Source organism: Pseudomonas sp. B22129 (assembly GCF_044218875.1).
Lineage (GTDB): Bacteria > Pseudomonadota > Gammaproteobacteria > Pseudomonadales > Pseudomonadaceae > Aquipseudomonas.
This window is the reverse complement of sequence record NZ_CP162592.1, coordinates 356,922-375,362: the sequence shown is the minus strand read 5'-3', so window position 1 is coordinate 375,362 and position 18,441 is coordinate 356,922. Positions and strand designations below refer to the sequence as shown.

The window sequence follows — 18,441 nt, the reverse complement described above, 5'->3', positions numbered from 1 at the left end:
CCACATTTTGACCGGTGTTCACAAATCAAATGTGGGAGCGGGCTTGCTCGCGAAAGCGTCCTTCCAGACGCCACAGGCCTGCATGGCTTATCATTAGCCACCTGACGACGCTCACCAAGGTTCTCCCCGGCATGCTGGCTATCTTCCTCACCACCCTGACCATCACCGCGCCGGTGTTTGCCATGCTGTTTCTCGGTGTGCTGCTCAAGCGCATCAACTGGATCAACGATAACTTCATCCACGTCGCGTCTTCGCTGGTGTTCAACGTCACCATGCCGGCGCTGCTGTTTCTCGGCATCCTGCACGCCGACCTGCACTCGGCGCTCAAGCCGGGCCTGCTGATCTACTTTGCCGTCGCCACGCTGTTGAGCTTTGCCCTGGCCTGGGGCTGGGCGATTTTTCGCTGCCCGCGTGAAGACCGCGGTATTTACACCCAAGGTTCATTTCGCGGCAATAACGGGGTGATCGGCCTGGCGCTGGCCGCCAGCATGTATGGCGACTACGGCATCTCCCTGGGCGCGATCCTCGCGGCGCTGGTGATCCTGTTCTACAACACCCTGTCGACCATCGTGCTGGCGGTGTACAGCCCGGTGATCAAGTCCGACCCATGGAGCATCTTCAAAAGCGTGGTGGCCAACCCGCTGATCATCAGCGTGATAGTGGCGGCGCCTTTCGCCATTTTTAAAATCGGCCTGCCCGGTTGGCTGGAGTCGTCCGGCCAGTATCTGGCGGACATGACCTTGCCACTGGCGTTGATCTGCATCGGCGGCACCCTGTCGCTGGCGGCGCTGCGCAAAAGCGGGAACATGGCGCTGAGTGCGAGCCTGGTGAAGATGGTCGGGTTGCCGGTGTTCGCGACGCTGGGTGCCTGGTTGCTGGGTTTTCGCGGGCCGGAATTGGGGATTCTGTTCCTGTACTTCGGCGCGCCGACGGCAGCGGCGAGTTTCGTGATGGCCAGGGCGGCCGAGGGCAATCATGAGTTGGCGGCGGCGATTATTGTGATCACCACCTTGATGGCGGCGGTGACCACCAATATCGGGATTTTCGTGCTGCAGGCGGGTGGCTGGATCTGAAGGTTGTGGTGCCTGTGATAGCCATTCGCGAGCAAGCCCGCTCCCACATTTGAAATGCATTCCAAGTGTGGGAGCGGGCTTGCTCGCGAAGGCTATCTGTCAGTCACTGCTGATCCGCCTGATACGCCTCAATCACTTCCTGCGCCGCCCGAAACGCATCAATCGCCGCCGGCACACCCGCGTACACCGCACAATGCAACAGCGCCTCGCGAATCTCCTCCACCGTGCAGCCATTGTTCAGCGCGCCACGCACATGGCCCTTCAGCTCCTGCGGGCACTTGAGCGCCGTGAGGGCGGCGAGGGTGATCAGGCTGCGCGTCTTCAGCGGCAAGCCTTCGCGGTTCCACACACTGCCCCAGGCATGTTCATTGACGAAATCCTGCAGCGGCTGGGTGAACTCGGTGGCATTGCCCAAGGCGCGGTCGACGAACACATCGCCCATCACCTGGCGACGCATTTCAACCCCGGGCTTTTTCTGATCGGTCATTGCGATTCCCTCTTGTGTTGGCGGCGCCAGGCTCGCAGCGAGGTGAACAGCAGGAAAGCCACCAGCGCTGGCAGGACGTAATACAGCATCAAATGTTCAAGCCTTGTGGCCAGTGGCATGCCGAAGGTAAACGACACCACGTGCAACCCATACGCCAGGTACAGGCCGAGGAACAGCAGGCCTTCGGCGCGAGTGACCCGATAGCCGGTGTAGAACACCGGCAGGCACAGCACGACCACGCCAAGCATCACCGGCAAATCGAAGTCCAGCGCATTGGGCGACACCGACAGCGGCGAGGGTGCGACCAGTGCGGTAAACCCCAAAACGCCGAGCAGGTTGAACAGGTTACTGCCGATCACGTTGCCCACCGCAATCTCGCGCTCGCCGCGCAGGGCGGCAATCAGTGAGGTGGCAAGGCCCGGCAGCGAGGTGCCGACGCCGATCAGCGTCAGGCCGATGATGCGTTCCGACAGGCCGAGGTCGCTCGCCACATCCACAGCTGCACCCAGCAGCAAATGCCCGGCCACGACCAGCACCAGCAGCCCGCCGAGCATCAGCAGTACGCTGCTCAGCCAAGGTGCGTTGGCCACGGTGTCCAGCGTTCGTGGGCGGCGGGAGTGGCGTGTCTGGTAATGCAGCAGCGCGAGATACGCCACCAATGCCACCAGCAAAACCAGCCCATCGAATGGCGTCAGCTCTTCATTGGCCGCCAGGGTGAACACCAGCAGGCCGGCGCAGATCATCACCGGGATATCCAGGCGTACCAATTGCCGTGACACCCGTAACGGAATGATCAGCGCCGACAAGCCGAGGGTGACGAGAATGTTGAAGATGCTGCTGCCAATCACACTGCCTACGGCGATATCCGTGTTGCCGGCGAGGGTGGCTTGCAGGCTGACAGTCATCTGCGGCGCGCTGCTGCCGAAGGCGACGATGCTCAAGCCGATGATCAGCGGGCGCACCTTGAGGCTGGCGGCCAGCCGCACCGCGGCGCGCACCAGGATTTCGGCGCCCAGGATCAGCAGCAGCAAGCCGCTGCCCAGCTCGAGCAGGCTCCAGGGCGAAAGGGCGGTTAATCCAAAAATGGCCGGGGCTCCCTCATTAATTGCTCATGGCTTGTATGCGCACCCGCGCGGTGCCGCTGCCCAGCATACCCAGTTGCTCGGCAGCCTTGCGTGAAAGGTCGATCAAACGCCCACGGGTGTGCGGGCCGCGATCATTGATACGCACCACCACGGTTTTATTGTTGTCGAGGTTAGTCACCTTGACCTGAGTGCCGAAAGGCAGGCGCCGATGGGCGGCGGTCAGGGCGTTCTGGTTGAAAGGTTCACCACTGGCGGTCTTGTTGCCATGGTGCTTGGCGCCGTAATAGGAGGCGGTGCCGGTTTCGTCGTAGCCGTTGGGGTCGATGAGGCCGCTGGCGCAACCGGCCAACAGAGAGAACAGGGCCAGGAGGCCGAGTAGACGCTTCATTTTTTGCTTATCCCCATAACAAATGTGGGAGCGGGCTTGCTCGCGAATACGGTGTGTCAGCTAAGCATTCCTTTACTGATGTACCGCATTCGCGAGCAAGCCCGCTCCCACAATGGATCCGGGTTGGTTGTGAAATCCCGCCCGGACCATTCACCGCTGTCAGCCTTCGAGCTTGCTTTTCAGCAGTTCGTTCACCTGTTGCGGGTTGGCTTTGCCTTTGGAGGCCTTCATCGCCTGGCCCACAAAGAAGCCGAACATCTTGCCGCGCTTGGCTTCGTCCGCCGCGCGGTATTGTTCAACTTGCTCGGCATTGGCCGCGAGCATTTCATCCAGCACGGCCGAAATCGCGCCGCTGTCGGTGACTTGCTTGAGGCCGCGCTTGTCGATGATCTCGTCCGCACTGCCTTCGCCTGCGGCCATCGCTTCAAACACGGTCTTGGCGATTTTGCCGGAGATGGTGTTGTCCTTGATGCGCAGCAACATGCCGCCCAATTGCTCAGCGGTGACCGGTGCTTCGTCGATTTCCAGGCCCTGTTTGTTCAACAGGCTGCCCAGCTCAACCATTACCCAGTTGGCGGCCAGTTTGGCGTCACCGGCAATACTCAGCACTTTTTCGAAGTAGTCTGCTTGTTCACGGCTGGAGGCCAGGACGCTCGCATCGTAGACCGACAGGCCGAACTGCGCCTGGAAGCGCTCACGTTTTTGCTGCGGCAATTCCGGCAGGGTCGCGCGCACGTCGTTGAGGAACGAGTCCTCGATGACCACCGGCAACAGGTCCGGGTCGGGGAAGTAACGGTAGTCGTTGGCTTCCTCCTTGCTGCGCATGGCGCGGGTTTCGTCTTTGTTCGGGTCGTACAGGCGGGTCTGCTGGATCACCTTGCCGCCGTCTTCGATCAGCTCGATCTGGCGGCGCACTTCACTGTTGATCGCCTTCTCGATAAAGCGGAACGAGTTGACGTTCTTGATCTCGCAGCGGGTGCCGAACTCAACCTGGCCTTTTGGACGGATCGACACGTTGCAGTCGCAACGCAGCGAGCCTTCGGCCATGTTGCCGTCGCAGATGCCCAGGTAGCGCACCAGCGCGTGGATGGTCTTGACGTAGGCCACGGCTTCCTTGGCGCTGCGCATGTCCGGCTCGGAGACGATCTCCAGCAGCGGCGTGCCGGCACGGTTCAGGTCGATACCGGTCGCGCCCGGGAATTCTTCGTGCAGGCTCTTGCCGGCGTCTTCTTCCAGGTGCGCACGGGTTACGCCGACACGTTTGATGGTGCCGTCTTCCAGCGGGATGTCCAGGTAGCCCTTGCCGACGATCGGCAATTCCATCTGGCTGATCTGGTAGCCCTTGGGCAGGTCCGGGTAGAAGTAGTTTTTGCGCGCGAACACGTTGTGCTGGCCGATCTCGGCGTCAATCGCCAGGCCGAACATCACCGCCATGCGCACCGCTTCCTGGTTCAGCACCGGCAGCACGCCGGGCATGCCCAGGTCGACCAGGCTGGCCTGAGTGTTCGGCTCGGAGCCAAACGTGGTGGCGCTACCGGAGAAAATCTTCGATTGGGTGGCGAGCTGGGTATGAATCTCCAGCCCGATCACAACTTCCCATTGCATAGTGTTCTCCTCAGAAGCCGGTAGGGGTGCGGGTGTGCCAGTCGGTGTTCAACTGGTACTGGTGCGCCACATTGAGCAGGCGGCCTTCCTGGAAATACGGGGCGAGCAATTGCACGCCGACCGGCAGGCCATCGACGAAACCGGCGGGCATGGACAAGCCCGGCAAGCCCGCGAGGTTGGCGGTGATGGTGTACAGGTCTTCCAGGTACTCGGCGATCGGGTCGCCGGTCTTGGCGCCAATCTTCCAGGCCGGGTTCGGCGTGGTTGGGCCGAGGATCACGTCAACTTCTTCAAACGCCGCCATGAAGTCGTTCTTGATCAGGCGACGGATTTTTTGCGCCTTGAGGTAATACGCGTCGTAGTAGCCGGCCGACAGGGCGTAGGCACCGACCATGATCCGGCGTTGTACTTCGGCCCCAAAGCCTTCGCCACGGGAACGTTTGTACAGGTCGGTCAGGTCTTTCGGGTTCTCGCAGCGATAGCCGAAGCGTACGCCGTCGAAACGCGACAGGTTGGAAGAGGCTTCAGCCGGGGCGATCACGTAATAGGCCGGAATCGCGTGCGCGTTGTTTGGCAGGCTGATTTCCTTGATTACCGCGCCGAGCTTTTCCAGCTCCTTGATGCTGTTGTGCACCAGTTCAGCGATACGCGGGTCGAGGCCGGCGCTGAAATACTCTTTCGGCACGCCAATGCGCAGGCCTTTGAGCGAGGTCGTGAGGCTGGCGCTGTAATCCGGCACCGGCTCATCGATGCTGGTGGAGTCCTGTTTATCGAACCCGGCCATACCTTGTAACAATATTGCGCAGTCTTCAGCGGTGCGTGCCAGCGGGCCACCCTGATCCAGGCTGGACGCGTAGGCGATCATGCCCCAGCGGGAAACGCGACCGTAGGTCGGTTTCAGGCCGGTGAGGTTGGTGAAGGCCGCAGGCTGACGGATTGAACCGCCGGTGTCAGTGGCGGTGGCCGCCGGCAGGAAACGCGCGGCAACGGCTGCAGCCGAACCGCCGGACGAGCCGCCGGGCACGTGCTCCAGGTTCCACGGGTTTTTCACCGCACCGTAGTAGCTCGATTCGTTGGCCGAACCCATGGCGAATTCGTCCATGTTGGTCTTGCCCAGGGTCACGGCCCCGGCGGCAGCCAGCTTGGACACCACGGTGGCGTCGTAGGGTGCTTTGAAGTTGTCGAGCATCCTGGAGCCGCAACTGGTGCGAATGCCCTGGGTGCAGAACAGGTCTTTGTGGGCGATCGGTGCGCCCAGCAGTGCGCCATTCTCACCGTTGGCGCGACGTACGTCGGCGGCCTTGGCCTGGCTCAGGGCCAGCTCTTCGGTGAGGCTTATGAAGCTGTTGACCTTGGGGTCCAGCGCGGCAATGCGCGCCAGCAGGGTCTGGGTCAGCTCTTCGGAAGAAAACTTTTTGTCGGCGAGACCGCGGGCGATCTCGGCCAGAGTCATGTGATGCATGAAAGGCTCTTTCCCTTTAGTCGATGACTTTCGGAACCAGGTACAGGCCGTTTTCGACCGCTGGTGCGATGGACTGGTAAGCCTCGCGATTATTGCGCTCGGTCACGACGTCAGCGCGCAGGCGCTGGCTGGCTTCCAGAGGGTGAGCCAGGGGCTCGATGCCGTCGGTATTCACGGCCTGCATTTGGTCAACCAGCCCGAGAATGCTGTTCAGGGCTGCGGTGGTCTGTGGAAGATCGGCGTCATTCAGGCCAAGCGAGGCCAGATGCGCGATTTTTTCCACGTCGGAGCGTTCAAGCGCCATGGGATTCTCCAGTGGAAAACAGAACGGAGGGCGTCCGTGTGTTAGATTGTCGGAACACTACCGCATTTCTACGGTCATATGGCCGCGATTGTGGGGGTTGGTGCACAGAAAGTCGGCCAATTTAGCACATTGGCGCCTTGCCCAAAATCCCTGTCGTTGTTAGAGTTTGCCGCACTTTTTTACCCACGCGTTGCCTAGGGTCCTTTCCCCATGTTCAAGAAACTGCGTGGCATGTTTTCCAGCGATCTTTCCATTGACCTGGGCACTGCCAACACCCTTATTTACGTGCGCGAGCGCGGTATCGTTCTGAATGAGCCATCGGTTGTGGCCATTCGGACCCATGGTAATCAGAAAAGTGTCGTTGCCGTCGGCACCGAGGCCAAGCGCATGCTCGGCCGCACACCAGGCAATATTGCTGCCATTCGTCCGATGAAAGACGGCGTGATCGCCGACTTCAGCGTCTGCGAGAAGATGCTGCAGTACTTCATCAACAAGGTTCACGAAAACAGTTTTCTGCAGCCCAGCCCTCGTGTGCTGATCTGCGTTCCATGCAAGTCCACCCAGGTGGAGCGTCGTGCCATCCGTGAATCGGCCCTTGGCGCCGGTGCCCGTGAAGTGTTCCTGATCGAAGAGCCAATGGCTGCTGCGATCGGTGCCGGCCTGCCGGTTGAAGAAGCGCGCGGTTCGATGGTGGTGGATATCGGTGGGGGTACCACTGAAATCGCCCTGATCTCCCTGAATGGTGTGGTGTATGCCGAATCCGTACGCGTGGGCGGCGACCGCTTCGACGAAGCGATCATCACCTATGTGCGTCGTAACTACGGCAGCCTGATCGGTGAATCCACCGCCGAGCGCATCAAGCAGGAAATCGGCACTGCCTATCCGGGCGGCGAAGTTCGCGAAGTTGATGTTCGCGGCCGCAACCTGGCCGAAGGCGTTCCACGTGCCTTCACCCTGAACTCCAACGAAGTGCTGGAAGCTCTGCAAGAGTCCCTGGCCACCATCGTTCAGGCGGTGAAGAGCGCCCTGGAGCAATCGCCGCCGGAACTGGCTTCCGACATCGCCGAGCGTGGTCTGGTACTGACCGGTGGTGGCGCCTTGCTGCGCGACCTCGACAAGCTGCTGGCTCAGGAAACCGGCTTGCCGGTGATTGTCGCCGAAGACCCGCTGACTTGCGTCGCCCGTGGCGGTGGTCGTGCACTGGAAATGATGGATAAACACACCATGGACCTGCTCTCCAGCGAATAAGATCGTTTGGGCGGTACATGCTTCGTCGGCAGGCAGCACTTTGCAGTGCTGCCTGTTGGCGTTTATCTTCTTCAATCTGCATCCAGGCCGGTTTGATGCCGTATGAATAAAGAGAACATTTGCCCGGGAGGAGCGGCTTATTAAACCGCTTTTCGCCAAAGGCCCCTCATTGGGCGTGCGCTTATTGGTGCTGGTCGTGCTTTCGGTCGCGCTGATGGTGGTCGATGCCCGTTTTGCACTGCTCAAGCCCGTGCGCAGCCAGATGTCGCTGGTGTTGATGCAGACCTACTGGATCACCGACCTGCCGCAACGGCTCTATCAGGGCGTGGCCAGCCAATTCGGCAGCCGCACTGAGCTTGTCGCCGAGAACGAAAAACTCAAGACTGAAAACCTGCTGTTGCAGGGGCGCATGCAAAAGCTCGCGGCCCTCACCGAGCAGAACGTTCGGCTGCGTGAGTTGCTCAATTCTTCCGCGTTGGTCAACGAGAAGGTCGAAGTGGCCGAGTTGATCGGCATGGACCCTAACCCCTTTACCCATCGCATCATCATTAACAAGGGTGAGCGCGACGGTGTGGTCCTTGGCCAGCCGGTGCTCGATGCCCGTGGCCTGATGGGGCAGGTGGTCGAGTTGATGCCCTACACCTCGCGGGTTTTATTGCTGACGGACACCACCCACAGCATCCCGGTGCAGGTCAACCGCAACGGCTTGCGCGCGATTGCCAGCGGGACCGGTAACCCGGAGCGCCTGGAACTGCGCCATGTGGCCGACACCGCCGATATCAAGGAGGGCGACCTGCTGGTCAGTTCCGGTTTGGGCCAGCGTTTCCCGGCGGGTTACCCGGTGGCAACGGTGAAGGAAGTCATCCACGATTCCGGCCAGCCGTTCGCCATTGTGCGCGCCGTACCGACCGCCGCCTTGAACCGCAGCCGTTACCTGTTGCTGGTATTCAGTGACAACCGTACCCCGGAAGAGCGCGCCAACGACGCCGCCCAGGCCCAGGAAGCGGAAGACAAGCAAAACGGCACGACGCCGATTATTCCGGCCACGGTGCCGAAACCGGCATTCGTCGGGCCGCCTGCGCCGCCCGCCACTGCGGCAGCGCCCGTGGCAACCCCGGTCAAGCCGGCTGCCCATAGCGCCCGCCCGGCCAAACCGGCGGTCAAGCCTGCAGCCACCACGCCTGCAGCCAAGCCTCCGGCCGCTGCCCCGGCAACCACGCGGCAGAGGGAGGAATAATGGCCGGTACACATTCGCGTAATGGCTGGATCGTCTGGCTGACGTTTGCCATCGGCCTGCTGCTCAGTGTTTCGCCACTGCCGCAATTCATGGAAATCCTGCGCCCGCTCTGGCTGGCGCTGTTGCTGGCATTCTGGTCGCTGACCTTGCCGCATAAGATCGGCATGGTCACGGCGATGTGCCTGGGCTTGGCGGAAGATGTGCTCTATGGCACTTTGCTCGGCCAGAACGCGCTGATCCTCACCCTGATTACGTTCCTGGTGCTGTCGTTGCAGCAGCGTTTGCGCATGTTCCCCATGTGGCAGCAGTGCCTGGTGATCCTCGTGATCTTCGGCCTGGCGCAGCTGGTGCAACTGTGGCTCAGTGCCCTGACCGGCAACCGCCAGCCAACGCTTGCATTGGTATTGCCCGCCTTGGTCAGTGCGCTGTTGTGGCCCTGGGTCAGCTTCGGTCTGCGTGGGTTACGTCGCCGCTATAAAATCAATTGAATGGATTGCGAGGCTCTGCCTGGTTATCGAATGTCACAGGGAGAGTCTCGTATGAATTCGCTTTATCTAGCCTCCGGCTCCCCAAGGCGGCGTGAATTGTTGACCCAGATCGGTGTGCCTTTCACCGTGGTCAGCGCCGCCATTGATGAAACTCCTCTTAAAAACGAATCTGCTGTTGCCTACGTCGAACGCCTCGCGCGCGGCAAGGCAACGGCGGGTTTTGCTGCGCTCGAAAACAACCTCAATGTTTGTGTGCTGGGCGCCGACACGGCCGTCATCGTTGATGGTCAGATCCTGGGCAAACCCGTGGATCAAGCCGATGCCCTGGCCATGTTGATGGCGCTCGCCGGACGTGAGCATGAAGTGCTGACTGCGATTGCCCTGACGGATGGGCAGCGCTGTGAAACGCAATGTGTAAGCAGCCGCGTACGTTTTCGCGGTATTTCTGTCGAAGAGGCTACAACCTACTGGCACAGTGGCGAACCTCAGGATAAAGCAGGCGGCTATGCTATTCAGGGGCTTGGCTCGGTGTTTGTCGCCGGGCTCAATGGCAGTTATTCCGCCGTGGTCGGCCTGCCGGTGTGCGAAACCGCGCAACTGCTCTGCCAATTCGGCATACCCTGTTGGCAACACCTTACCGCGCGCTGAACGCCGTACCCCAGCGCCCAGCCTTAAGCGATTGGTCACTATTGTGAAAACGCCTGAACGAGACCCAGCCATGAGTGAAGAGATTCTGATCAATATCACGCCGATGGAATCGCGCGTGGCGGTGGTAGAGAACGGTGTTCTGCAAGAAGTGCACGTCGAGCGCACGCAAAAGCGCGGGATCGTCGGCAACATCTATAAAGGCAAAGTGGTGCGCGTATTGCCGGGCATGCAGGCGGCTTTCGTCGACATTGGCCTGGACCGCGCTGCGTTTATCCATGCTTCGGAAATTTCACTACGTGAAGGCCCGGCGGTCGAGAGCATCAGTGCATTGGTGCACGAAGGGCAGAGCCTGGTGGTGCAAGTCACCAAGGACCCCATCGGCTCCAAAGGCGCGCGGTTGACCACTCAGTTGTCGATCCCTTCGCGCTATCTGGTGTACATGCCACGCACGGCCCATGTTGGCATTTCCCTGAAAATTGAAGATGAAGCTGAACGCGAGCGCCTGAAGAAGGTGGTCAGCGATTGCGTGGCGGCCGAAGGCATCAAGGAGGCGGGCGGTTTTATCCTGCGCACCGCAGCGGAAGGCGCGGGCGCCGATGAAATCCTCATGGACATCCGTTACCTGCGACGCTTGTGGGACCAGATCGGCGCGCAGATCAAGACCATCGGCGCCCCGAGCGTGATCTATGAAGACCTTGGCCTGGCCCTGCGCACCTTGCGCGATTTGGTCAGCCCGAAGATTGAGAAAATTCGCATCGACTCGCGGGAAACCTTCCAGCGCACCACGCAGTTTGTGGCTGAGTTGATGCCGGAAATTGCCGACCGCCTGGAGCATTACCCTGGCGAGCGGCCGATTTTCGACCTGTATGGCGTTGAAGACGAAATTCAGAAAGCCCTGGAGCGCAAAGTGCCTCTCAAGTCCGGCGGTTATCTGGTGGTAGACCCGGCCGAAGCCATGACGACCATCGACGTCAACACCGGTGCGTTCGTCGGCCATCGCAACCTTGAAGAAACCATCTTCAAGACCAACCTCGAGGCGGCCACGGCGATTGCTCGCCAACTGCGCCTGCGCAATCTGGGCGGCATCATCATCATCGACTTCATTGACATGGAAGACGAAGAGCACCAGCGCCAAGTGTTGCGCACCCTCGAGAAACAGCTGGAGCGCGATCACGCCAAGACCAATATCATCGGCATCACCGAATTGGGCCTGGTGCAGATGACCCGCAAGCGCACCCGTGAAAGCCTCGAGCAAGTGCTGTGCGAGCCTTGCAGCAGTTGCCAGGGGCGCGGCAAGTTGAAGACCCCGGAAACGGTTTGCTATGAGATTTTCCGGGAAATCTTACGGGAGGCGCGTGCCTACCAGGCTGAAGGTTATAGAGTGCTTGCCAACCAGAAAGTGGTTGATCGCTTGCTGGATGAGGAGTCCGGCAACGTCGCGGAACTGGAGGGTTTTATCGGGCGCACGATTCGCTTCCAGGTCGAAACCATGTATTCGCAGGAACAATATGACGTGGTGCTGCTCTGATCCCCAATCGCTTTCTTTCTTCGAGACCGGCCGACCTTGATCTGCCGTCCGCCCACTGCTTTGAGGGTCACCTGACATGGAGCGTCTGATACGCTTTTTTGCCGCTTTGACCCGTTGGGGCCTGGGCCTCTGTGCGTTGTTGCTGGTGCTCGCGGCGGTGTACGTGAGCCTGGGTCGCGAGTTGATCCCGCTGGTGGCTGAATACCGCGCCGAAATAGAAGCCAAGGCTCAGGCCGCGGTGGATATGCCGCTGCAAATCGGCAGCCTCGAAGGGCGCTGGAGCGGGTTTGCCCCGGTATTGCTGGCCCATGACGTGATGATGGGCGAGGGCAGCAGTGCCTTGCGCCTGGACCAGGTTGAAGTGGTACCGGACATTTGGGCCAGCTTGATGGCGCGTGAAGTGCGCATCGCGCACCTGGAAGTCAGCGGCCTGCAACTGAGCGTGAAGGAAGACAAGGACGGCCACTGGGCGCTGCAAGGCCTGCCGGTGCAGGACGATCAGCCATTGGACCCGGAGCAATTGCTCAAGCGCATGCAAATGGTCAAGCGCGTGTCGTTGCTCGACAGCCAGGTGACCTTGCAACCGTTTGACCAAGCGCCGTTGACGCTCACCTACGTGGGTTTGAGCCTGCATACCGGCGTCACCCGGCAACGCCTGGACGCCCGCCTGACGCTGCCTGACGGCCAGCCGCTCGCCTTGAGCCTGAACAGCCGTATTCGCGCCAGCCAATGGAAAGAGGGTGAAGTTCAGGCCTATCTCAGTTTGCCTCAGAGTGACTGGGCCAAATGGCTTCCGGCCAGGCTGACCCAGCAATGGAAGCTCACACAGTTCAAGGCCGGCGGCGAGTTCTGGCTGGACTGGGCCAGGGGCACCGTGCAAAGCGCCGTGGTGCGCCTTAACTCACCGCAAGTGAAAGGCAGCTACGCCGACCGCAAGCCGGTACATATCGAAAACCTGGCCCTCACCGCTTACCTGCAACGCAGTGCGACAGGCCTCAAGGTTCAACTTGATTCGCTGGCAATGAATATCGGTGATACCCGTTGGGAATCGCACCTGCAATTGCAGCAAACACTCGCGACCGACAAGGGCCAGGAAGTCTGGAAGCTGCAGGCCGATCGCCTCGACCTGACCCCTGTCACGCCGTTGTTGAATGCTTTGGCGTCGTTGCCGGAAGGCTTCGCCAAAACCATTGAGCACCTGAAAGCCACCGGCGTCCTGCGTAATGTGCTGGTGGATTTCCGGCCTCAAGACACCACCGATCAAAAAGTAAGCTTTGCCGCCAACCTTGAGCGCATCGGCTTCGACGCCTACTTCGGCGCACCGGCCGCGCGCAACGTGTCCGGCAGTATCAGCGGTGATTTGGGCAAGGGCGAGTTGCGCATGGACAGCAAGGATTTTTCCCTGCACCTGTACCCGATCTTCGCCAAGCCCTGGCAGTACATTCAGGCCAATGCGCGCCTGACATGGAAGCTGGATAAAGAAGGCTTCACGCTGATTGCACCCTACATCAAGGTGTTGGGTGAAGAAGGCAAGGTTGCTGCTGACTTCCTGATTCGCCTGCATTTCGACCATAGCCAGGAAGACTACATGGACCTGCGGGTCGGCATGGTTGATGGCGATGGTCGGTTTACCCCCAAATACCTGCCTGCGGTGTTGAGCCCGTCTTTGGACGAATGGTTGCGCACGGCCATTCTCAAGGGCGCGGTCGATCAGGGTTTCTTCCAATACCAAGGCTCGCTGAACCATGACGCGCTGCCGGCGGCACGCAATATCAGCCTGTTCTTCAAGGTGCATGACGCCGAGTTGGCATTCCAACCAGGCTGGCCGCATGTGAGCAAGGTCAATGGCGAAGTGTTCGTCGAAGAAAGCGGTGTACGCATCCTGGCGAGTAAGGGCCAATTGCTCGACACCAAGGTCAAGGACGTCTACGTCAATATTCCCCACGCGCCTGCCGGCAAAGACAGCCATTTGCTGATCACTGGCGGGTTCTCGGGCGGCTTGGGCGATGGTCTGAAGATCCTTCAAGAAGCGCCCATTGGTACGGCTTCGACATTCACCGGCTGGAAGGGCGACGGTGACCTGCAGGGCAAGCTCGATCTGGATATCCCGCTGGTCAAGGGCACCGAACCCAAGATCGTGGTGGACTTCCAAACTGACAAGTCCCGCCTGCAATTGGCCGAGCCGACTCTGGACCTGTCTCAGCTCAAGGGCGATTTTCGCTTCGACAGTGCCAAGGGGCTGAGTGGCCAGAATATTTCGGCCCAGGCATTTGATCGTCCCGTCACCGCGCAGATCATTGCCGACGGCAAGCCGGGCAATATCAGTACGCGTGTCACAGCAAAGGGCCAGGTCGCGGTCAAGCGCCTGGCGGACTGGTTGAAAATCAGCCAGCCGTTGCCAGTATCCGGCGATATCCCTTACCAGTTGCAACTCACCCTCGACGGCGCCGACAGCCAATTGATGGTCAGTTCCAACCTGAAGGGGGTTGCAGTGGACTTGCCAGCACCTTTCGGCATGCCGGCTAGCCAGGGCCGCGATAGCGTGTTCCGCATGACCTTGCAGGGTGCCGAGCGCCGTTACTGGTTTGATTACGGAGAGTTGGCGAGCTTCACCTTCGCCTCGCCTCCCGACAAGTTCAATGACGGCCGTGGGGAGCTGTTCCTTGGCGATGGTGATGCCGTGTTGCCCGCCTCCAAGGGGTTGCGCATTCGCGGTGTGCTGTCGGAGCTGGATATTGATCCATGGAAAAAACTGGTCGACCGCTATGCCGGCAACGATCCAGGCGGCAGTGCCAAGCAACTGCTCAACAGTGCCGACTTCAAGGTGGGCAAGCTGACCGGCTTCGGCACTCAGTTTGATCAGGTCAATTTGCAGCTTGATCGCAAGCCGGCGGCCTGGGGCCTGCAACTCGACAGCCAGCAAGCCAAGGGTACTGTGAACCTGCCGGACGCCAAGGGCGCACCGATTGCAATCGCCCTGCAATACGTGAAGTTGCCAGCGGTGGACCCGACAGTACAGGCCGATGAAAACGCGCCGGATCCGTTGGCGGACATTGATCCCAAGGACATTCCGGCGCTGGATATCTCAATCAACCAACTGTTCCAGGGGCCTGACCTGGTGGGCGCCTGGTCGCTGAAGATCCGGCCGACTGCCAAGGGGTTGGCCTTCAATAACCTGGACCTTGGCCTCAAGGGCATGCAGCTCAATGGTGCCGGCGGCTGGGAAGGGGCGCCGGGGTCCAGCAGCAGTTGGTACAAGGGCCGCCTGGATGGCAAGAACATCGCCGATGTGCTGAAGGGTTGGGGTTTTGCGCCGACGGTGACCAGCGAAGACTTCCACCTGGACGTGGATGGTCGTTGGCCTGGGTCGCCGGCCTGGGTCGGCCCCAAGCGCTTTTCCGGCAGCCTGGATGCCGCGTTCCGCAAAGGCCAGTTCGTTGAAGTGGAAGGTGGCGCTCAAGCCCTGCGGGTGTTTGGGTTGCTCAACTTCAATTCCATCGGTCGCCGCCTGCGCCTGGACTTCTCGGACTTGCTCGGCAAGGGCTTGAGCTATGACCGGGTCAAAGGTCTGCTGGCAGCCAGTAATGGCGTGTTCGTGACCCGCGAACCCATCACCATGACCGGGCCTTCCACCAACCTGGAGCTCAATGGCACCCTGGATCTGGTGGCCGACCGTGTCGATGCCAAGCTGCTGGTGACTTTACCGGTGACCAACAACCTGCCGATTGCCGCGCTGATTGTGGGTGCGCCCGCCATTGGTGGTGCGCTGTTCCTGATCGACAAATTGATCGGTGACCGTGTTTCACGCTTCGCCAGCGTGCAATACAAAGTGGAAGGGCCGTGGAAGGATCCCAAAATCACCTTCGACAAGCCATTTGAAAAGCCAAACTGAGAGCCTGTGGAGTAGCATGGCCGTATGCCCATTACGGAGTGTCGGCCCATGTCCTTTGCGGTAATTCAAATGGTTAGCCAGAGTGATGTGCTGGCCAATCTGGCTCAGGCCCGTCGCCTGCTGGAGCAAGCTGCAGCGGGCGGTGCGAAACTCGCGGTATTGCCGGAAAACTTCGCCGCCATGGGCCGGCGCGATGTGGCGGATATCGGCCGTACCGAAGCACTGGGCGAAGGTCCGATCCTGCCATGGTTGAAACAGACCGCCCGCGACCTCACCTTATGGATAGTGGCCGGCACATTGCCGCTGCCGCCCGAGGGGCAGCCGAACGCCAAGTCCAATGCCTGCTCATTGCTGGTCAATGACCAGGGCGAAGTCGTCGCTCGTTACGACAAGCTCCATCTCTTTGATGTCGATGTGGCTGACGCGCGAGGTCGCTATCGGGAATCCGATGACTATGCTTTCGGGAGCAAGGTGGTGGTGGCGGACACGCCTGTCGGCCGGTTGGGCTTGACCGTGTGTTACGACCTGCGTTTTCCCGAGCTGTACAGCGAGTTGCGTGCAGCCGGGGCGGAGTTGATAACCGCGCCTTCGGCCTTCACGGCGGTTACCGGTGCCGCGCATTGGGACGTGCTGATTCGTGCGCGGGCCATCGAGACCCAGTGTTATGTGCTGGCGGCGGCGCAAGGCGGTGTGCACCCGGGGCCGCGTGAAACCCACGGCCACGCGGCAATTGTCGACCCATGGGGCCGTGTACTGACACAACAGGACAAAGGCGAAGCGGTGTTGCTGGCCGAACGCGATAGCAGTGAACAGGCGTCGATACGGGCGCGCATGCCGGTGGTCAACCACCGGCGCTTTTTCTCGCAGGGCGCACAGCGGCCTGCTTCGGAACGATGAATTTAAGGCCAAACCTATGAGCGAGTTGTTGTCCTCAGTCAGTGAACACCTCCTGGCGCCCGGTGGCGTGACCATCGAAAGCTTGCAAACCGTACTTGGCGACCTGGCAGGGCCCGGCATCGATGCGGCTGACCTGTATTTTCAGGGCCAGATTTCCGAGTCCTGGGCCCTGGAAGACGGCATCGTCAAGGAAGGCAGTTTCAACCTCGACCAAGGCGTTGGCGTGCGGGCGCAATCCGGTGAAAAAACCGGTTTTGCCTACAGCAACGCTATTACGCTGGAGGCATTGGGCTTGGCTGCCCGTGCGGCGCGCTCCATTTCCCGTGCGGGCCAGAACGGCACCGTGCAGGCCTTCAGCACGCAGGACGTGGCCCAGTTGTACGCGCCGGATAACCCCCTGGAAGTCATCAGCCGCGCGGAAAAGGTCGATTTGCTCAAGCGTATCGACGCAGCAACCCGCGCCCTGGACCCACGCATCCAGCAGGTCACCGTGAGCATGGCCGGTGTGTGGGAGCGCATTCTGGTGGCATCCACTGACGGCGGCCTGGCGGCCGATGTGCGGCCTCTAGTGCGTTTCAACGTCAGTGTGATCGTAGAGCAGAACGGCCGCCGCGAGCGCGGTGGCCATGGCGGCGGCGGTCGTACCGATTACCGTTACTTCCTCGCTGAAGACCGCGCGATGGGCTATGCCCGTGAAGCGCTGCGTCAGGCGCTGGTCAACCTGGAAGCCATTCCGGCGCCGGCGGGCACTTTACCGGTGGTACTCGGTTCGGGTTGGTCCGGTGTGCTGCTCCACGAAGCGGTGGGCCATGGCCTGGAAGGCGACTTCAACCGCAAGGGCAGCTCGGCCTACAGCGGGCGGATGGGTGAAATGGTCGCGTCCAAGCTGTGCACCATTGTCGATGACGGCACCCTGGCGGGTCGCCGTGGTTCGCTGAGCGTCGACGACGAAGGCACGCCGACCGAGTGCACCACGTTGATCGAAAACGGCGTGCTCAAAGGCTATATGCAAGACAAGCTGAATGCCCGCCTGATGGGCGTTGCTCGCACGGGTAACGGGCGCCGAGAATCCTACGCGCACCTGCCGATGCCACGCATGACCAACACCTACATGCTCGGTGGCGAAAGTGACCCGGCGGAAATCATTGCCTCGGTGAAGCGCGGCATCTACTGCGCCAACCTCGGTGGCGGCCAAGTGGATATCACCAGTGGCAAGTTCGTGTTCTCCACGAGCGAGGCGTACCTGATCGAAGACGGCAAGATTACCGCGCCGGTCAAAGGGGCGACGTTGATTGGTAACGGGCCGGAGGCCATGAGCAAGGTGTCGATGGTCGGTAACGACCTGTCGCTGGACAGTGGCGTGGGCACGTGCGGCAAGGATGGGCAGTCGGTGCCGGTGGGTGTCGGCCAGCCAACGCTGAAAATTGATGCGATCACCGTGGGTGGCACGGGGTCGTAAGCGGTGGAGCTTCGGGTGGCGGGAGCCGCCACCCGGGGAAGAGGATCAGCGCAGGCCGCGTTGAGTCTCGTCCAGCTCACGGATGTACTTGAAGATTTTACGGCTGGTGGCCGGCGCCTTGTTGTGCGCCTGCTCGTGCTGGGCCTGACGGATCAGGGAGCGCAATTGCTGGCGGTCCGCGTCCGGGTAGTCCAGTACGAATTTCTCCAGCACCGCGTCATCGCCCGCGATCAGGCGGTCACGCCAACGTTCCAGGTTATGGAAGCGTTCGTTGTACTGGCGAGTGGAGGCATCGGTTTGATCAAGCAACGCCAGAATCGCGTCAGTATCCTGATCGCGCATCAGCTTGCCGATAAACATGATGTGCCGTTTACGCGCGATATTCGCGGTGTGCTTGGGTGCGTCCGCAAGTGCCCGGCGCATTTCGTCGGTCAATGGCAGTTTTGCAATCAAGTCTTTCTTGAGCGTTGTAAGGCGCTCGCCAAGGTCAACCAGAGCATGCAGCTCACGTTTGACCTGGGTTTTGCTTTTCTCCCCATCGAGGGAGTCGTCGTAAGAATCAACCATGGTGGCAGTCCGCAAAGAAACGCCGCCATGATAACCAGTCGGGGGCCGCTTGTCCGGCCCGGTCGCTCGATGG

Annotated in this window: 16 protein-coding genes; 9 read left to right on the top strand and 7 right to left on the bottom strand. The window is 60.6% G+C overall.

Annotated features, from left to right (window positions below; translation table 11 throughout):
* Window positions 1-131 precede the first annotated feature (131 nt).
* On the top strand, window positions 132-1,073 hold the full coding sequence (locus tag AB4P94_RS01740; RefSeq protein WP_395609150.1) for an AEC family transporter: 942 nt from the start codon (window positions 132-134) through the stop codon (window positions 1,071-1,073).
* 103 nt (window positions 1,074-1,176) lie between these two features.
* Here AB4P94_RS01740 and AB4P94_RS01735 read toward each other — a convergent pair whose 3' ends face one another.
* The 6 genes from AB4P94_RS01735 to gatC form a co-directional block, all read right to left on the bottom strand.
* Window positions 1,177-1,560 carry a carboxymuconolactone decarboxylase family protein gene (locus AB4P94_RS01735; RefSeq protein WP_053254400.1) on the bottom strand — a complete coding sequence of 128 codons (384 nt, stop codon included), beginning with the start codon at window positions 1,558-1,560 and terminating at the stop codon, window positions 1,177-1,179.
* Window positions 1,557-2,603: a calcium/sodium antiporter gene (locus AB4P94_RS01730; RefSeq protein WP_395611278.1), complete on the bottom strand. Its 1,047-nt coding sequence runs from the start codon at window positions 2,601-2,603 to the stop codon at window positions 1,557-1,559. The genes AB4P94_RS01735 and AB4P94_RS01730 overlap by 4 nt, the downstream gene beginning before the upstream one ends.
* A 58-nt stretch (window positions 2,604-2,661) precedes the next feature.
* The gene (locus AB4P94_RS01725) at window positions 2,662-3,033 is read right to left on the bottom strand and encodes a septal ring lytic transglycosylase RlpA family protein (RefSeq protein WP_395609149.1); all 372 of its coding nucleotides are present in this window, start codon (window positions 3,031-3,033) and stop codon (window positions 2,662-2,664) included.
* 159 nt (window positions 3,034-3,192) lie between these two features.
* A complete protein-coding gene (gatB, locus tag AB4P94_RS01720) occupies window positions 3,193-4,638 on the bottom strand; it encodes an Asp-tRNA(Asn)/Glu-tRNA(Gln) amidotransferase subunit GatB (RefSeq protein ID WP_395609148.1) in 1,446 nt (481 codons plus the stop codon).
* 10 nt (window positions 4,639-4,648) lie between these two features.
* Window positions 4,649-6,100 (bottom strand): Asp-tRNA(Asn)/Glu-tRNA(Gln) amidotransferase subunit GatA, encoded by a 1,452-nt coding sequence (gene gatA, locus AB4P94_RS01715; RefSeq protein ID WP_395609147.1) that lies wholly within the window; start codon window positions 6,098-6,100, stop codon window positions 4,649-4,651.
* Between the two features lie 16 nt (window positions 6,101-6,116).
* On the bottom strand, window positions 6,117-6,404 hold the full coding sequence (gene gatC, locus AB4P94_RS01710; RefSeq protein ID WP_003188556.1) for an Asp-tRNA(Asn)/Glu-tRNA(Gln) amidotransferase subunit GatC: 288 nt from the start codon (window positions 6,402-6,404) through the stop codon (window positions 6,117-6,119).
* Window positions 6,405-6,614: 210 nt separating this feature from the next.
* Here gatC and mreB point away from each other — a divergent pair, with 210 nt between their 5' ends.
* From mreB to tldD, 8 genes are all read left to right on the top strand, one after another.
* Window positions 6,615-7,652, top strand: a complete 1,038-nt coding sequence (gene mreB, locus AB4P94_RS01705) for a rod shape-determining protein MreB (RefSeq protein ID WP_002555108.1) — start codon at window positions 6,615-6,617, stop codon at window positions 7,650-7,652.
* Window positions 7,653-7,821: 169 nt separating this feature from the next.
* Entirely contained in the window at window positions 7,822-8,889 is a 1,068-nt protein-coding gene (gene mreC / locus AB4P94_RS01700; protein ID WP_395609146.1) for a rod shape-determining protein MreC, read from the top strand.
* Complete coding sequence (gene mreD, locus AB4P94_RS01695) at window positions 8,889-9,377, top strand: rod shape-determining protein MreD (RefSeq protein ID WP_016974305.1); 489 nt, start codon at window positions 8,889-8,891, stop codon at window positions 9,375-9,377. The genes mreC and mreD overlap by 1 nt, the downstream gene beginning before the upstream one ends.
* Window positions 9,378-9,428: 51 nt before the next feature.
* The gene (locus AB4P94_RS01690; RefSeq protein WP_395609145.1) at window positions 9,429-10,025 is read left to right on the top strand and encodes a Maf family protein; all 597 of its coding nucleotides are present in this window, start codon (window positions 9,429-9,431) and stop codon (window positions 10,023-10,025) included.
* Between the two features lie 70 nt (window positions 10,026-10,095).
* A complete protein-coding gene (gene rng, locus AB4P94_RS01685; protein WP_010213134.1) occupies window positions 10,096-11,553 on the top strand; it encodes a ribonuclease G in 1,458 nt (485 codons plus the stop codon).
* 76 nt (window positions 11,554-11,629) lie between these two features.
* On the top strand, window positions 11,630-15,445 hold the full coding sequence (locus AB4P94_RS01680) for a YhdP family protein (protein WP_395609144.1): 3,816 nt from the start codon (window positions 11,630-11,632) through the stop codon (window positions 15,443-15,445).
* 48 nt (window positions 15,446-15,493) lie between these two features.
* On the top strand, window positions 15,494-16,342 hold the full coding sequence (locus AB4P94_RS01675; RefSeq protein WP_395609143.1) for a carbon-nitrogen hydrolase family protein: 849 nt from the start codon (window positions 15,494-15,496) through the stop codon (window positions 16,340-16,342).
* 16 nt (window positions 16,343-16,358) lie between these two features.
* Window positions 16,359-17,801, top strand: coding sequence for a metalloprotease TldD (tldD, locus tag AB4P94_RS01670; RefSeq protein ID WP_064450712.1), 1,443 nt, complete (start codon window positions 16,359-16,361; stop codon window positions 17,799-17,801).
* Window positions 17,802-17,846: 45 nt separating this feature from the next.
* Here tldD and yjgA read toward each other — a convergent pair whose 3' ends face one another.
* Window positions 17,847-18,368, bottom strand: coding sequence for a ribosome biogenesis factor YjgA (gene yjgA / locus AB4P94_RS01665; RefSeq protein ID WP_017738766.1), 522 nt, complete (start codon window positions 18,366-18,368; stop codon window positions 17,847-17,849).
* Window positions 18,369-18,441: the final 73 nt, after the last annotated feature.

What these genes read in the sequence shown, in the direction of transcription:
- mreB (WP_002555108.1), top strand. Translation starts at nt 6,615, where the DNA reads ATGTTCAAGAAACTGCGTGGCATGTTTTCCAGCGATCTTTCCATTGAC.
- AB4P94_RS01725 (WP_395609149.1), bottom strand. Translation starts at nt 3,033, where the DNA reads ATGAAGCGTCTACTCGGCCTCCTGGCCCTGTTCTCTCTGTTGGCCGGT.
- yjgA (WP_017738766.1), bottom strand. Translation starts at nt 18,368, where the DNA reads ATGGTTGATTCTTACGACGACTCCCTCGATGGGGAGAAAAGCAAAACC.
- mreD (WP_016974305.1), top strand. Translation starts at nt 8,889, where the DNA reads ATGGCCGGTACACATTCGCGTAATGGCTGGATCGTCTGGCTGACGTTT.
- AB4P94_RS01740 (WP_395609150.1), top strand. Translation starts at nt 132, where the DNA reads ATGCTGGCTATCTTCCTCACCACCCTGACCATCACCGCGCCGGTGTTT.
- AB4P94_RS01690 (WP_395609145.1), top strand. Translation starts at nt 9,429, where the DNA reads ATGAATTCGCTTTATCTAGCCTCCGGCTCCCCAAGGCGGCGTGAATTG.
- tldD (WP_064450712.1), top strand. Translation starts at nt 16,359, where the DNA reads ATGAGCGAGTTGTTGTCCTCAGTCAGTGAACACCTCCTGGCGCCCGGT.
- AB4P94_RS01680 (WP_395609144.1), top strand. Translation starts at nt 11,630, where the DNA reads ATGGAGCGTCTGATACGCTTTTTTGCCGCTTTGACCCGTTGGGGCCTG.
- gatA (WP_395609147.1), bottom strand. Translation starts at nt 6,100, where the DNA reads ATGCATCACATGACTCTGGCCGAGATCGCCCGCGGTCTCGCCGACAAA.
- gatC (WP_003188556.1), bottom strand. Translation starts at nt 6,404, where the DNA reads ATGGCGCTTGAACGCTCCGACGTGGAAAAAATCGCGCATCTGGCCTCG.
- AB4P94_RS01735 (WP_053254400.1), bottom strand. Translation starts at nt 1,560, where the DNA reads ATGACCGATCAGAAAAAGCCCGGGGTTGAAATGCGTCGCCAGGTGATG.
- rng (WP_010213134.1), top strand. Translation starts at nt 10,096, where the DNA reads ATGAGTGAAGAGATTCTGATCAATATCACGCCGATGGAATCGCGCGTG.
- AB4P94_RS01675 (WP_395609143.1), top strand. Translation starts at nt 15,494, where the DNA reads ATGTCCTTTGCGGTAATTCAAATGGTTAGCCAGAGTGATGTGCTGGCC.
- gatB (WP_395609148.1), bottom strand. Translation starts at nt 4,638, where the DNA reads ATGCAATGGGAAGTTGTGATCGGGCTGGAGATTCATACCCAGCTCGCC.